The sequence below is a fragment of the Roseibium aggregatum genome (assembly GCF_017309185.1).
In the GTDB taxonomy this organism is placed as follows: Bacteria; Pseudomonadota; Alphaproteobacteria; order Rhizobiales; family Stappiaceae; genus Roseibium; species Roseibium aggregatum_B.
The window spans coordinates 1,900,701-1,914,972 of sequence record NZ_JAEKJZ010000001.1 but is presented as its reverse complement, the minus strand read 5'-3'; the positions used below and the strand labels follow the sequence as shown (position 1 = coordinate 1,914,972).

The window sequence follows — 14,272 nt, the reverse complement described above, 5'->3', positions numbered from 1 at the left end:
CATCCAACCTTTCCCGGGGCGGTCCGATTTCCGTGTGCGCTTTTTTGATGGCTTGAAATCCAATCGACTGAGCCAGATCATTGTGTCATAAATACCTGCTAGTCCAAAATACAAGCTAAATTATAATAAGATAAAGCTTTTTGAGTTTGAAAAGCCCGCTGGCCCGTATTGGCCGGAAGAGGCGAAGGAAACCGGAGGGGACGCCCGCCCATGGCCGACGAACGCCAGAATCCCATGCTGCAGTACATTATCAGTAATCCGGAGGCTTTTGCCCAGAATCTGGCGAAGACTCTGGAGCAGGCCGGCAAGGCGCTCGCAGCCTATATCGAGCCGAGGGAAAAAGGGACGATCAAGCACGAATCGACAGACGAACTGACCGGAGTGATCAAAACGCTGGCACAGGTGGGCGAGTACTGGGCGTCGGATCCTCAGCGCGCGATCGAAGCCCAGTCGCGGCTCTGGAGCGGTTACATACAACTCTGGAATTCGTCCTTGAAACGCATGATGGGCGAGACCTCCGTACCGGCTGTTCAGACCCCGTCGAGAGACAAGCGTTTCGCCGATCCCGATTGGGAGAACAACCAGTTCTTCGATTTCATCAAACAGCTCTATCTGATCACCAGCCAGTGGGCCGAAGAGATGGTCCACGAAGCGGAGGGGCTCGACGACCACACCCGTCACAAGGCGCAGTTCTACGTCACACAGATCTCCAACGCGGTTTCACCGTCCAATTTCGTTCTGACCAATCCGGAACTGTTGCGCCTGACGCTTGAAAGCAACGGCGAAAATCTGGTCAAGGGCATGAAGCATCTTGTCGAGGACCTCAAGACCGGCAAGGGCGAACTCAAGATCCGGCAGACCGATGCATCGAAGTTCAAGCTGGGCGAGAACCTGGCCACGACGCCGGGCAAGGTCATCGCTCAAAACGATGTCTGCCAGCTGATTCAGTACACGCCGAGCACCGAAGAAGTGCTGAAGCGGCCGCTGCTCATCGTTCCGCCGTGGATCAACAAGTTCTACATACTCGATCTCAACCCGGAGAAGTCCTTCATCAAATGGGCCGTCGATCAGGGACATACGGTTTTTGTGATTTCCTGGGTCAATCCGAACGAGAAACAGGCTCAAAAGAGCTTCGAACACTACATGAAAGAAGGCATCCTTCATGCCCTGGACGTGATCAAGCGCGCCACGCGGCAGGAGGAAGTGAACGCTATCGGCTATTGCGTCGGTGGCACGCTTCTCGCGGTCACGCTCGCCTACATGGCGCGCGTCGGCGACGAGCGCATCAAGACCGCCACGTTCTTCACGACCCAGGTCGATTTCACCTATGCCGGCGACCTCAAGGTGTTCGTCGACGAGGACCAGATTGCACTGATGGAAAAGCGGATGAAGGAGGCCGGTTATCTGGAAGGCTCCAAAATGTCCTCCGCCTTCAACATGCTGCGGTCCAACGACCTGATCTGGTCCTATGTGGTCAACAACTACCTGAAGGGTGTGGAGCCCTTCCCGTTCGATCTGCTCTACTGGAATTCCGATTCAACCCGCATGCCGGCAGCCAACCATTCATTCTACCTGCGCAATTGCTACCTGGACAACAAGCTGTCCAAGGGCGAAATGGAGATTGCGGGCGAGGTCCTCGACCTTTCAAAGGTGACGATACCGATCTTCAACCTGGCGGCGCGGGAAGATCACATCGCGCCCGCCCAGTCGGTTTTTGTCGGGTCCGGCTGTTTTGGCGGACCGGTCGAATACGTGCTCGCAGGATCCGGACATATTGCCGGGGTCGTCAATCCGCCGGTGCGCAAGAAGTACCAGTACTGGACCGGCAGTGAGCCCAAGGGGGCGCTCGATGCCTGGATCAAGACGGCCGAGGAGCATCCGGGATCCTGGTGGCCCTACTGGGATCGGTGGATCCGCGACCAGAATTCGCAGACAGCCAAGGCGCGCAAGCCCGGGGCCAACCGGGTGAAGGTGCTGGAGGATGCGCCGGGCTCCTATGTCATGATGAAAGTCTAGGGCACGGACCCAGGAGCCGGCGGGGCCGGCCGACAATCAGATATAGGCCCGCTCGATGGGAACATCTATGCGCGTCAGGGTCATGGCAAGCAACTTGCCGAGCCTGTCCGCGCTCATGGGACGGCCGAAGTGGAACCCCTGAACGGTTTCACATTTGCAGCTTGCCAGAAACGCCTGCTGTTTCGCGGTTTCCACGCCTTCGGCAACGACATTCAGACCAAGTTCCCGTCCGAGGGATATGATCGCGCGCGCAATGCAGCGGTCGCTGTCGGTGTTGTCCAGGTCCCGGATGAAACTCTGATCGATCTTGAGCCGGGTCAGAGGAAAGCTCTTCAGGGCCGCCAGGCTTGAATAGCCGGTGCCGAAATCGTCGATCGCAAGTTTCAAGCCTATTCTGCGGAAGTCGTCCATCAGACGGACCGCCTGGTCGGCATTCTGGATCAGCAGCGTTTCGGTGACTTCCAGTTCCAGGTATTTCGCCGGAAGGCCGGACGTCTCCATCGCTTCGCAAACGTCGGTGACGAGCCCCGCGTCCCTGAACTGGCGCGGAGATACATTCACTCCAACCGTAATCGGCTCAAGGCCTCTCTCCTGCCACATCTTGTTCTGCCGGCAGGCTTCGTTCAACACCCAGCGGCCCAAGGGAACGATCAGACCGCTTTCCTCGGCAAGCCCGATGAAATCGCCCGGCATCAGACGCCCCAGCGCCGGGTGTTGCCATCGCACCAAAGCCTCGGCGCCGACAATTGTTCCGGACATGAGATCGTATTGAGGCTGATACTCCAGAAAGAATTCCTGCCGGGCTATACCGCTCCGCATTTCCTCAAGAAGCGTCAGTTTGTTCAGCGACCTTCCGGGGCTCGAATGCTGATGAATCCTGATCTCGTCCCTGCCAGATGCCTTTGCCTCGAACATTGCCTTGTCGGCGTTCTGGAGAAGCTCGGCGGCGTCCTTGGCATCCTCGGGAAAACAGGCCGCCCCGAGACTGCATGTCACGTGAAAGGACAGATCTTCCAGATGAAGGGTCTGAGTGATGTCATCCCGCAACCGCGCAAGAAACGTCTTCAGCCTGGTCTTGACGGCGCCGTGACCTTCGACAAGCAGGACAAATTCGTCGCCACCGAAGCGGATGGCCTGACAGGCCTCGTCTCCCGAAGAGGCAATCCGTTCCGCGATAATCTTCAAGACCTCGTCGCCAACCGAATGTCCGAAGCTGTCGTTGACCGTCTTGAAATTGTCCAGATCGACAAAAACCACCGCCACCGGTTCACCTGTCAGCCGGCTCGCCGCGATCTTCCTTTCCAGTCGGCTGTTGAACTCCAGCCTGTTCGGCAGTCCCGTCAATGCATCGTGATGGGCGAGAAAGCGAATTCTTCCTTCCGCACGATCCCGCTCAACCGCGATCGACGCCAGATGCGCGGTTTCTCCGGCGATCTTGTACTCGTGCTCCGTCGGACTTCGGTTTTCCCGAGAATAAAGACCAAACGTCCCCAGGACGTTCATGTCCTTTCCGAGAATCGGGATCGACCAGCAGGACCGAAACTCCAGGTTTCTGATTTGCTCGGAGTAGCCGGAGCAAAGCTCGTCGTCCTGGATGTTCTCGACAATTACGGTTTCGCGTCTATGGGCGGCTGCGCCGCAGGAACCGGACCGCGGACCGATCGGAATTCCATCCAGGTCAGCCCAGAATTCCTTCGGCAGGTTCGGTGCCGGGCCCGCCACGAGCCATTTGCCGGTCTCGTCAGCCAGCATGACGGAGCCCACTATTCCGTCGAGTTGTGCTTCGATGGTCAGGACAAGTGTCTCGAGCACCGTTTGAAGCGGCTGACCGTTGGCGATTTCCTGCAGAACCTTGTTTTGTCCCTGCAAAAGCAGTTCGGCTTTCTTGCGCTGAGTGATGTCCCGGCAGATGCCCATGATTCCGACAACTTCGCCCTGCGCGTTCGTCACCGGAAATTTCGAGGAGGAAAACCATTTCCGTTTTCCGTCCGGCAAAATCATCAGCTCTTCAAAATCGACCTTCGGCGACTTGGACACCATGATTTCCCGTTCGGTGGAAAAATACACAGTGCCCGTCTCGGCAGGATGCAGCTCAAGATCCGACTTTCCGATAAGCTGCGAGCTGTCTTCGTAGCCGATGTCCAGCGCGACCTGATCGTTGGCCATGACAAAGCGGCAATTCCGATCTTTCACGAAGATGTAGTCGGAAACCTGATTAACGAGGGTCTTGAGCCAGTCAAAGCCGAGGATCAGTTCGTCGGCTCCCCCCAGTTTCGCCACGTGGTTCAGACGCGAAAGCTCGGTTGCCAGGGACGGCTCATTGTCGATTTTGAAAGAGTTTCCGTCGTCACCGCTCCACTCCGAAGCCATTCCATTGTCCGATTCATATTTTTATTAAGTGATTGAAACTTTCACACCGCATAAATTCAAGCTAAAAAACCTTGAACACGATGCCAAATTCGCTGCTATTCAAAAGTTTTTTTTAAATCTAAGTTTTTAGTTCAAATGCCAATGCGATAGACTTTCCGGAAAATATCGACAGGAAGTGTTTTTTGCCTTTGGCGGCATCCCAGCCCTTCCGTTGAGCCAGGTTTCTTTGCCAACAAGATGTTTGCCAGACTGCATCAACCGCAGCTATGATCCCGCGATCCTTTTTGACAAGTAGCCAAGCATGCAAAACCCGCGGCGTCTTCTTTCCCCCCGTTTCAGTCAAGGTCTGCCTGACAGCGACCGCGTGGCGGTCCTTTCCAGTCTGCCCTTGAGCGGACGATCCGGCCGGCCGGCCACGCCGGTTTCTATTTGTCTCAAGTTCCTTGCGCCAGGCCTACTCACCGCACTGCTCTGGCTGCAAATGTGGCTGGGGCTTTCTGGAGCGCTTGCGCTTACGGCCGCTGTGGCGGTGGGGCTGATCGCGGTTCAAAAGACATACCCGGGTCGGAAATCGGGAGACGGCTGGCTGTCTCAAGCCGGCTACGGAGAACGCATCTGGCTGAACCGCTTTATTGTTCCAATCCCGCCGGAGCTTTACACCGGCATCACTCTCCTTTACCCGGTATTCTGGAGCGGCGCCCTGGCAGCGCTGCTCGGCGGATATTCCATGTCCGCGCTTTTGACCGCAACCGGTCTTCTGGTTGCCCATTCCGCGCAATTCGTCTGTATTGAAAAGCAGATCCGGCTCTACCGGGAAATGAAAAACAAAGCGCCGCTCTACCGTTTTTGGGCATCCGTTCCGGACAACGACAATCGTCGCTCTCAAAAAGCGACGACTTAGGGACCGATCCTCCTAACAGGAGTGCTTCCCGGCCCGTTTCTCCGCAAGCAACCCGATATAGGTCAGCGCGACACTCGCGCCGGCAATCGAGGTTATGTCGGCGTGATCGTAGGCTGGGGCCACTTCCACGACATCGCCGCCGACGAAATTGAGCGCGCCGAGACCGCGCAGGACGGATAGTGCCTCCCGCGAAGACAGGCCCCCGGCGACAGGTGTGCCTGTCCCTGGTGCAAAGGCGGGGTCGAGGCAGTCGATATCGAAAGTCATGTAGGCCGGCGCATCGCCAACGCGCTCGATTATCCGCTCGATCACGCCGTTCAGTCCGAGTTCGTCCATCTGATATCCGAAGACGATATCCAGTCCGCAGGTTTCCGGCGCATGGGTCCGGATACCGATTTGGATGGATTTCTCCGGGTCTATCAGGCCTTCACGCGCGGCCCTTCCGGTGAAGGTGCCGTGATCTATGCGATCGCCCTGATCCGGCCAGGTATCCTGATGCGCATCGAACTGGATGAGCGCCATCGGGCCGTGTTTGGCCGCATGTGCCTTGAGCAACGGATAGGTGACGAAGTGATCGCCCCCGATGGAAAACAAATGGGTTCCGCTGTCCAGGATTTCCGCAGCCTGTTCTTCGATGTGACCGGGGATATCGCCGTTGCGCCCATAATCGAAGACACAGTCGCCATAATCCACGCAGGACAAAACCTCGAACGGGTCCATTTCAAAGGGATACTGCGGATCGCCGTCGAAAATCGCCGAGGCGCGCCGCACTCCTTGCGGACCGAAGCGCGCACCCGGACGGTTGGAAACGGCGGCGTCGAAGGGAATGCCCCAGACCGCCAGATCGACATCCGTGAGATCGCGGCTGTAGCGCCGGCGCATGAAGGACAACGCTCCACCGTAAGTCGGTTCGTGCGAACCGCCTTTCACCGAGGTCCCGAGAAAGGCGTTATCTGTCGGACGCGGCAATTTGACTGACATGGTGTTTTCCCGAAACTGCGAATGACAGGCTTGAAACCCCGTCATAGCTTTTAAGCAAGCCCGTTTACGGGGGCTCGACATCTCCTCCCCCGGTTCACTCCGTCTGTCAATCGGGTTTCGACACCTGCCAACGAATGGAAACCCATCCAATGAGCCGTTTCCGGCAGTCAAAACCCTCTCGCTTCCGCTGGTTCGGCCACGATCTTACTGAATTGTTTTCCGTGGCTTGAGTTCGCACCGATCGCCTTTATCATATCCTCCGAGTTGGCCAACGCGAACGCGCGCGCGGGTCAAAAATCAGGGCGCGTTTCCAGCGCCTGTCATGCATTTCTTCAAGGAACTCAGTCTGTGGCGGACAAGAACACAAAAATTCTGCGCGGCAGACTGCTGACCTTTTCCGACACTCCGAACGGTCCGGATGATACCGGCGCCTATTATTACGAAGAAGACGGCGCGCTTCTCATAACCGGTGGCCGAATCGAAGTCAGGGGCCGCTACGAAGAGGTCAGCGTTTCCGCTCCGGCAAAGACCCCGGTCGAAGATCACAGGCCGCATTTGCTTCTGCCGGGATTTATCGACACGCACATACATTTTCCGCAAGTGCAGGTCATTGCGTCCTGGGCGGACCAGTTGCTGGATTGGTTGAACGACTACACCTTTCCAGCCGAGCAGCGGTTTGCCGACAAGAGCCACGCCGACCGTATCGCCGGCGCGTTTTACGACGCTCTCTTGAGCCACGGCACGACGACTGCCGCTGCCTATTGTTCCAGCCATGTGAACTCGGTCGATGCCTATTTCGAGGAAGCCGACAGGCGCGGCATGCTGATGCTCGGCGGCAAGACCATGATGGACCGCAACGCTCCGCCAGCCCTTTGTGACACAGCACAAGCGTCATACGACGACAGCAGGAAGATGCTGGAAAAATGGCATGGCTGCGGGCGCGCGCACTACGCCATCACGCCGCGTTTCGCCATCACCTCGACGCCGGAGCAATTGGACGCCGCCGGCAGTCTTCTGAAAGAGTTTCCGGACTGCCACCTGCAGACGCACATCAACGAAAATCCGAACGAAATCGCCTTCACCCGGGAGCTCTACCCTGACTCGGCGCATTATCTGGGGGTCTACGAGAGCTTCGAGCTGCTCGGCCCCAAATCTCTGCTCGGCCATTGCATCCACATGACAGGCCATGAGCTTCACGTCATGCGCGACACCGGAGCTGTCGCGGTCTTCTGTCCGACGTCAAACCTGTTCCTGGGGAGCGGTCTGTTCGACAAGGCGGGCATCGAAGGCGCCGGGATCCGGACGGCGATTGCGACCGACGTCGGCGGCGGCACCAATTACTCGCTTCTGCGCACTCTGGACGAAGGCTACAAGGTCCTTCAGCTTCAGCGCCAGCGGATGCATCCGCTGACGAGTTTCTACTGGGTGACCCTCGGCAACGCCCGGGCCCTGTCCCTGTCGCACAAGATCGGCACTCTGGACCCCGGGACCGACGCGGATATCGTCGTACTCGACGCAAGAGCGACGCCGCCCATGGCCTTGAGGATGGAAACTGCGGAAACGCTGTCGGAAGAACTCTTCGTGCTCCAGACGCTCGGCGACGACCGGGCGGTGGTCGAAACCTATGTCGCCGGAAAGAGGCAAAAGAGCCGTATTCCGGCTTGAAGTTTCAGACCTCCATCCCCCGTTCGGCTGTTTCCTTTTGCCGGATCCGGCGCAGGAGAACGGGAACGAAGCAACCGGCCGCGAAAAGCGTCAGGGTAACCGCAGCCGCCCTGTAGACCATCGCAAACCCAAGGCTCTGGATTACAGGTGTCAGCAGGAGTGGCGACACCACCTGCCCCAGAAACATTGACGTCGTGACGATCCCCGAAACGGTTCCCCGGCGCTCCGGCGGAGCCACCTGCAACGCCAACATCAGGAACCCCGGCTGCACAAAGGCGTACCCGGCGCCTACCAGGGCCGCACCGGGCAGAATCAATAGCCAGACGGGCTTTATCGCCAGCACCAGGAAACCGGCGGACATCAGCACCAGTCCGAGCCCGTATGCGGCAAACACACCCAGACGCGCGCTGACCCTTTTGAAGGCAAGCGCGAAGGCACCGCCAGTCAGGGTCAGGGCGCCAAGCCCCGCCGCCGTTCCCTTTGCGGCGTCGAAGCCGTTCTCATGCAAATAGAACGGCAACTGGCTCGGCATCAGGAAAAACAGCATGACGGTCGCCATGGCAAGCGCGCCCACCGCCAGGGACGCAACCAGCCAGCGTTTCCGGTCCGCCCCGGTGTCCGCTCCGTCCGCAACCGGCCCAATCGGCTCCGGGCTGCTGTCTTCACGCCTGACCAATGTGACCAGCAGCGGCAGCAAGAGCACCGGCAACGCGTAGACCAGAAACGGCAGCCGGGGCGAAACGCCAGCCAAAAGACCGGCGGCACCGATGTATAAAAACCCGCTGAAATTGATCGCCGCGGTCTGCCAGCCGAGAAACGTGCCGCGTCTCGGTCCGAAAAACAAGTCACCGACCAAAGCCACTTGAGCGGTCATGACCAGCGCGACCGCAAAACCGAGTGCGAACCGGCTGAACAGGATTGAAGAAAGACCGGGCAGATAGGCGCCTGCGCTTCCAGACACCGCGAACAGGGCAATCCCCGCCACCAGAAGCCGGCCACGGCCATAACGATCGGTGGCAAGCCCCGCGAAGGGCGCGACCAGCACGACCGTAAGCGACGGCGCCGACACCAGAAAACGGGTCAGATAAGCCGCATTGGGATTATCCGGGAACGCGGCCTGCAGACTTGGCAACGCCGGGCTGATTGTCGCGTTGGCCATGATCTTCAGCGTTGCCGTCAAGAGCAGCGCAATCGCCACACTGTCCAGCCATAACGGCCTTTCGCCAGCCGCCTTGAGTTCAGACATGTCTTTTTTCCTTGCAATCGGGAAGCATGGCCGACAGCCTACAAATTCAAGTCGACTTGAGGTCAAGATATGAAATTGCTGGATATTTCAGAAATCTCGAAACAGACCGGCATCGCGGCTTCCGCGATCCGGCATTACGAGGAAAAACACCTGGTTACCTCCGTCGGCCGGCGCGGATTGAAACGACTCTTCGGGCCCGAGGTCCTGGATCAGCTCGCGCTGATCACGCTTGGCAAGGCAGCCGGCTTTTCGCTGGACGAGATCAAGGCGATGTTCGGCCCGGACGGCCGCCCCGCTCTCTCCAGAGCCACGCTTCACGAAAAGGCAGACGACCTCGACCGCCAGATCGACCGGCTGTCCGCCTTGCGCGACATGATCCGCCACGTCGCCGACTGCCCGGCGCCGTCACACATGGAGTGCCCGAAGTTTCAGAAGCTGATCAGGATCAGCGGCAAACGAAAACACCACGCGCCGCCTCAAAAAACGCCAATGCCACTTGGCGATCTGTAGTTGAACAATCCGAAACCGTTTTCATATGGTCAAAAGGCTCTGAAATCAGGAAGTGTCAGTGCAACTTTTGCGACGCATGTTCAGCCGCAAACGGCCAAGCCCGATCTTCCCGGGCGACGTTCAGATGAAGTTGCAATGGATCCTTCTCAGCGCGCTTTGCGAAGCGCACGATTATACTTGGTCGGGGAAGCCTGGGCCTGCCGCTCTTAAGGCGCACTTCTCTTCGGCGCTCGGCCTGCCGATTTATTCTTCCGGCGATCCGAAAACAAAAGGCGTTCGACTTAGGGAGTGCAAAAGCCGGCAGAGCTTTTCAGCGTGGTCAGACGATCGGATTTGGCCCTGACGCGATGCGACAGAAACACTTTTCACCCTCACGTCGATCCGATCTATATAACAATCATGAGCCAGGTCTTTTTAGGATCTCGCCTGCCTAGATTTCGTTTTCGAAAGGCATTCCATGTCCCCGGTGCCTCTTCGCACTAAGTCTTGTTCTCGTGAGGCATATCAATTGCGAAATTGCCCGGTATGTTCAGGAAGTCGCAGATTTTTGACGTATCCCTCTCTTTCGTGACGTCAATGATCAAAAGCTTTTCAGGAGTATCCGCAAAATATTTCTTGATACTCAGATTTCGACTTTCATAGAGATCTATGTAATAGTCCTTATCATATATTTTCTCCCATTGAACTTCCTTCTTGCGCCCATCAAATGACGTGAGAAATCGTTTCGTCTTGGTGTGAACGTATCCCGGATACAGATAGTTGAATTTTTCAAGAATAACTTTCTCGGATACGTCATTGATATCTTCAATGCCATAGATTTTCTTATGAAAATTCACGAGGGATGAAAACCAGCTTTCCGGGTCTCTCTCTGTGAGTATGAACTTGCTGTTCGGGAACAAGGCATCCGCCGCGACATATGTGAGGCCCTGCGAGAAAGGCATATCCTGGAACGCATCGTAGCGACTGCAAAACCGCGTCAGCTCTGTGTAATCCGTTTCGAAAACGCGCTTCGTTAGCCTGATTTCCTGCTCCTGTTGATCAGGCAAATGATAGCCATAGAGACGGAGGACCCTTTCCAGGGTTGTCGTTCCCGTCTTGTTGTCACCAATACAAAAAATCTTGTTGAAATTCTTGTTGGCGATGACGGCCCATGACACGGCATTGGAAAATTCTTGAGGTGTCAATTTCCCCTCCATTGCTGGACCGACGGTTCCAAGGACCTTCGCTCAAATGCAAGTCCTGGTTCCTGGCGCGTGCGCGTCATACCCCTTGCGCATCAACTCAGCGGCCTGTGCAATCAGCTGAGCCAGCTCGTACGATTTTTTTCGTGCCTTACTTTGCCGATATGCCGATGTTTCAACAATAGGGCCTTGGGGGCTTGCCCGTGCGTCCTCCGTTAATGTTGAGATTTCAGTTCCAGCAGGCAAGAAAAAAGGGCCCGCGAACCGCGAGCCCCTGGATTTTCGAAAATATTGCCGTTCCAGCTTAACGCTTGGAGAACTGGAAGGACCGACGGGCCTTGCGCTTACCGAACTTCTTACGTTCCACGACACGGGAGTCGCGGGTCAGGAAGCCGTTTTTCTTCAGAATGGCACGCAGTTCCGGTTCGTAGTGGGTCAGAGCCTTGGAGAGGCCGTGGCGCACCGCACCCGCCTGCCCGGAGAGCCCGCCACCGGTCACGGTCGCAATGACATCATACTGACCGGCGCGATCCGTGAGCATGATCGGCTGCTGAAGGATCATCTGAAGAACCGGGCGAGCGAAATACTCGGTGAAGTCCTTCTTGTTGACGACGATCTTGCCGGTGCCCGGACGGATCCACACGCGAGCGATCGCGTCTTTCCGCTTGCCGGTTGCATAGGCGCGGCCCTGAGCGTCCAGCTTCTGGACATGGACCGGTGCTTCGGGGGCTGCGGTCTCAACCGCGCCGCCCAGTTCTTCCAGGGATTGCAGCTCAGCCATGATTAAGCCCTCTTGCCGTCATTTTTGGGGTTGAGGCCCTTAACGTCGACCAGTTCAGGCGACTGAGCTTCATGCGGATGGTTCGGGCCGGCGTAAACCTTGAGGTTGCTCAGCTGCTTGTTGGACAGCGGACCGCCCGGCATCATGCGCTGCACGGCCTTTTCCAGGACGCGCTCGGGAAAGCGGCCTTCCAGGATCGCGCGTGCGGTGCGCTCCTTGATGCCACCCGGATGGCCGGTGTGCCAGTAGTACTTCTTGTTGTCGTACTTGCGGCCGGTGAGCACCACCTTATCGGCGTTGATGACGATGACATTGTCACCGGTATCGATATGCGGAGTGTAGGTCGGCAGATGCTTGCCGCGCAGGTGGTTGGCGATGAAAGCGGCGAGACGGCCGACAACCATGCCTTCTGCGTCGATCAAGATCCACTTTTTCTCGACCTCAGCCGGTTTGGCAGAGAAGGTCTTCATGAGTATGATCCGTAATGGTCGGGTTACAGAAAAGGCCCGTGCGGATCTTCAAGAAACCAGCGAACGGACCTCAAATTCGGTCGAGGCAGCTTATAGGCCGACACGGAAATGTCGTCAAGTTCATTCTACACCCTCCTATAGTTTATTTCTGTTTATTTTCAATTACTTATAAAAACGGTATTCAGATACCTCATAATTTGCCGCAATTTTTGCAAACACCCCCTGTTGCAAACCTGAGCAGTTTCGACGCCTTTTCTCGTCAATTTTACCAATCCTTAAAACCTGAAGATCACTTTCACGATGAATCATGAGGAACTCCTGCACGATGGGTCTATCAAGCCTGAAAACTTGGACCAAACGTCCATTGATTGTGGCAACGATGGGCGCCGCGTTGCTCCTTCTGGCGTCCGTTGCAGCCCTTGACGTTCTGATCGACTGGCAGGTCGATGCGGCCATCAAGGAAGAGGCAGAAATTCGGGCCCTGAACTGGGCGGAAAACTTCTACCGGACCACGCCTTCGGCTCGCCGCATGATCGGTCAGGGCATAACCACGCGCCAGGAGGCGGAGAGGCTCGAGAATTCCTTTGCCCTGGTGGGTGTCGTGCGCTTCGAGATGTTCGACGACCAGGGAATGATCACGCTTCTGTCGGACATGGGCGGCCCAATGCCGGAACAGCTCTTCAACGAGCTCGCACTCAGCGTCCATGAAAGCGGCGAGCCGCAGGTTGCCATTGTAAGCCAGACAGGCGCAGCGGCACCAGAAAAAACCTATGCGCAAGTCTACCTGCCGGCCGTGCTCCCGTCCGGTGAAAACATCGGCACGCTCGAGGTTCTTGTCGACGTCAGCAATTTCAGACAGGCCTTGCAGGCCGCTTTCAAGAAAACCGGCGGACTGATGGTTGCCGGAACCGCGGTATTCCTGCTCGTCCCGGTGGTGATTTACGTTCACCGGACGCGTCAGCTGAGGCACAAGGACAGGCAACTCCTGGAGCTGACGCGTTACGATCAACTGACCGGCACGCTGAATCGCAACAGCATTTCACAGATCTTCGACGATCATTTCGAAAATTCCGAGACCCCTCTCAACCTCGGCATCCTTTTTGTCGACATCGACTACTTCAAACAGGTGAACGACCAGTTCGGCCATGTTTGCGGCGATCTCCTGCTTCAACAGATCGCGCATGCGCTCAAGGCGTGCCTCAGAGGAGGAGGTGACGCGGTCGGACGCTTCGGCGGAGATGAATTCGTGCTCCTGCTGCCTGAAATTTCCTTGAAGGACTTCAGATGCCTCTATGGGCGCGTCATGGAAAAAGCGACATCTCCGAAAGACGTTTCCGGAGCCATCTACGCCCCGAGCCTGAGTATCGGCGCCTATCTTGCCGTGACCGGCGACACCGGCCGCTTGGCCCTGCACCGCGCCGACCTCGCCGTCTATGCGGCCAAACGCCGTGGCCGCAGTCAGATCGTCGAATACTCCGAGGAGCTTGAAGGTCTGTTCGAGCAGGAAGACATTCTGAAAATCGCCTAAGGGGCGCGTGGAGGCACCGAATAGGTTGCCGTGGCATGCGCCACCAGGTCTTCCTCCCCTTCCCCGGCAATCCCGCAGTCGACCACGACCAGACGCTTGCCGAGCTTCAGAATGCGACAGGTGGCCAGGAGATCACCAGGCTCGGGCTTGCGCAGAAAATTGATGTTGAGATTCGTGGTCACCGCCAAGGCCTGTGGCCCGATGTGCGCCAGGATCACGACATAGGCGGCCAGATCCGTCAGGCTCATCATGGCCGGACCGGAAACCGTTCCCCCGGGCCGGAGGTGCAGCTCGTTGGCGGACAGACGAACGACGGCTTCACCGGACGAAACGCCTTCGATGGCGTACACTCGACCACCGGCATGAATCTGCGGAAACTCCCGGTCCAGCAATTCCATGACTTCAACAGCAGACATGACCGGCTGCATTTTAGCTCCTCCCAACCCCATAAAACCAAACCGATTTTTTTATGCAGCTTACGCTAACGTCAAAACGGTGGAAAGCAACCGGGAATCGTCGCTGGCATCCAGACCCCGGTGATTGTAAATTTTCTCGAGGGCTGATGTCGTTGGTTTCGTGGCGGCCTTGGGCCTTGACGAAGACGAGGCTTCAACACGTTCGGC

At 57.2% G+C, this 14,272-nt stretch carries 13 protein-coding genes; 5 read left to right on the top strand and 8 right to left on the bottom strand.

Translation table 11 applies throughout. The features are described 5' to 3' along the window. Positions 1-210 precede the first annotated feature (210 nt). A complete protein-coding gene (locus tag JF539_RS08265) occupies positions 211-2,016 on the top strand; it encodes a PHA/PHB synthase family protein (RefSeq protein ID WP_207139822.1) in 1,806 nt (601 codons plus the stop codon). 36 nt (positions 2,017-2,052) lie between these two features. On the opposite strand, the gene JF539_RS08260 is transcribed toward JF539_RS08265, so the two are convergent. After that, positions 2,053-4,386 (bottom strand): EAL domain-containing protein, encoded by a 2,334-nt coding sequence (locus tag JF539_RS08260; RefSeq protein WP_207139821.1) that lies wholly within the window; start codon positions 4,384-4,386, stop codon positions 2,053-2,055. Positions 4,387-4,687: 301 nt separating this feature from the next. On the opposite strand from JF539_RS08260, the gene JF539_RS08255 reads away from it, so the two are divergent. Then, positions 4,688-5,287 carry a DUF6653 family protein gene (locus JF539_RS08255; RefSeq protein ID WP_207139820.1) on the top strand — a complete coding sequence of 200 codons (600 nt, stop codon included), beginning with the start codon at positions 4,688-4,690 and terminating at the stop codon, positions 5,285-5,287. Positions 5,288-5,299: 12 nt separating this feature from the next. Here the strand turns inward: JF539_RS08255 and speB are convergent, their stop codons facing one another. Beyond that, positions 5,300-6,268, bottom strand: a complete 969-nt coding sequence (gene speB, locus JF539_RS08250; protein WP_207139819.1) for an agmatinase — start codon at positions 6,266-6,268, stop codon at positions 5,300-5,302. Between the two features lie 348 nt (positions 6,269-6,616). On the opposite strand from speB, the gene guaD reads away from it, so the two are divergent. After that, the gene (gene guaD / locus JF539_RS08245; protein ID WP_207139818.1) at positions 6,617-7,933 is read left to right on the top strand and encodes a guanine deaminase; all 1,317 of its coding nucleotides are present in this window, start codon (positions 6,617-6,619) and stop codon (positions 7,931-7,933) included. 4 nt (positions 7,934-7,937) lie between these two features. Here guaD and JF539_RS08240 read toward each other — a convergent pair whose 3' ends face one another. After that, a complete protein-coding gene (locus tag JF539_RS08240) occupies positions 7,938-9,179 on the bottom strand; it encodes an MFS transporter (protein WP_207139817.1) in 1,242 nt (413 codons plus the stop codon). A gap of 69 nt (positions 9,180-9,248) precedes the next feature. Between JF539_RS08240 and JF539_RS08235 the strand changes: the two genes are divergently transcribed. Further along, positions 9,249-9,689 (top strand): helix-turn-helix domain-containing protein, encoded by a 441-nt coding sequence (locus JF539_RS08235; protein ID WP_207139816.1) that lies wholly within the window; start codon positions 9,249-9,251, stop codon positions 9,687-9,689. A 479-nt stretch (positions 9,690-10,168) separates the two neighbouring features. Here JF539_RS08235 and JF539_RS08230 read toward each other — a convergent pair whose 3' ends face one another. From JF539_RS08230 to JF539_RS08215, 4 genes are all read right to left on the bottom strand, one after another. Next, the gene (locus JF539_RS08230) at positions 10,169-10,873 is read right to left on the bottom strand and encodes a sulfotransferase (protein ID WP_207139815.1); all 705 of its coding nucleotides are present in this window, start codon (positions 10,871-10,873) and stop codon (positions 10,169-10,171) included. Positions 10,874-11,174: 301 nt separating this feature from the next. Beyond that, entirely contained in the window at positions 11,175-11,651 is a 477-nt protein-coding gene (gene rpsI / locus JF539_RS08225; RefSeq protein ID WP_207139814.1) for a 30S ribosomal protein S9, read from the bottom strand. A gap of 2 nt (positions 11,652-11,653) precedes the next feature. Further along, entirely contained in the window at positions 11,654-12,121 is a 468-nt protein-coding gene (rplM, locus tag JF539_RS08220; RefSeq protein ID WP_207139813.1) for a 50S ribosomal protein L13, read from the bottom strand. 162 nt (positions 12,122-12,283) lie between these two features. Further along, on the bottom strand, positions 12,284-12,430 hold the full coding sequence (locus JF539_RS08215; protein WP_207139812.1) for a hypothetical protein: 147 nt from the start codon (positions 12,428-12,430) through the stop codon (positions 12,284-12,286). Between the two features lie 61 nt (positions 12,431-12,491). Between JF539_RS08215 and JF539_RS08210 the strand changes: the two genes are divergently transcribed. Then, positions 12,492-13,649 carry a GGDEF domain-containing protein gene (locus tag JF539_RS08210; RefSeq protein WP_328809243.1) on the top strand — a complete coding sequence of 386 codons (1,158 nt, stop codon included), beginning with the start codon at positions 12,492-12,494 and terminating at the stop codon, positions 13,647-13,649. Here the strand turns inward: JF539_RS08210 and JF539_RS08205 are convergent. Next, positions 13,646-14,077, bottom strand: coding sequence for a PaaI family thioesterase (locus tag JF539_RS08205; protein ID WP_207139810.1), 432 nt, complete (start codon positions 14,075-14,077; stop codon positions 13,646-13,648). The two genes, JF539_RS08210 and JF539_RS08205, sit on opposite strands and share 4 nt — an antisense overlap. Positions 14,078-14,272 lie beyond the last annotated feature (195 nt).

Bases quoted from the DNA above. Each gene is read 5' to 3' on its own strand.
- JF539_RS08265 (WP_207139822.1), top strand. From the start codon at position 211: ATGGCCGACGAACGCCAGAATCCCATGCTGCAGTACATTATCAGTAAT.
- JF539_RS08260 (WP_207139821.1), bottom strand. From the start codon at position 4,386: ATGGCTTCGGAGTGGAGCGGTGACGACGGAAACTCTTTCAAAATCGAC.
- JF539_RS08255 (WP_207139820.1), top strand. From the start codon at position 4,688: ATGCAAAACCCGCGGCGTCTTCTTTCCCCCCGTTTCAGTCAAGGTCTG.
- speB (WP_207139819.1), bottom strand. From the start codon at position 6,268: ATGTCAGTCAAATTGCCGCGTCCGACAGATAACGCCTTTCTCGGGACC.
- JF539_RS08240 (WP_207139817.1), bottom strand. From the start codon at position 9,179: ATGTCTGAACTCAAGGCGGCTGGCGAAAGGCCGTTATGGCTGGACAGT.
- JF539_RS08235 (WP_207139816.1), top strand. From the start codon at position 9,249: ATGAAATTGCTGGATATTTCAGAAATCTCGAAACAGACCGGCATCGCG.
- rpsI (WP_207139814.1), bottom strand. From the start codon at position 11,651: ATGGCTGAGCTGCAATCCCTGGAAGAACTGGGCGGCGCGGTTGAGACC.
- rplM (WP_207139813.1), bottom strand. From the start codon at position 12,121: ATGAAGACCTTCTCTGCCAAACCGGCTGAGGTCGAGAAAAAGTGGATC.
- JF539_RS08215 (WP_207139812.1), bottom strand. From the start codon at position 12,430: ATGATTCATCGTGAAAGTGATCTTCAGGTTTTAAGGATTGGTAAAATT.
- JF539_RS08205 (WP_207139810.1), bottom strand. From the start codon at position 14,077: ATGCAGCCGGTCATGTCTGCTGTTGAAGTCATGGAATTGCTGGACCGG.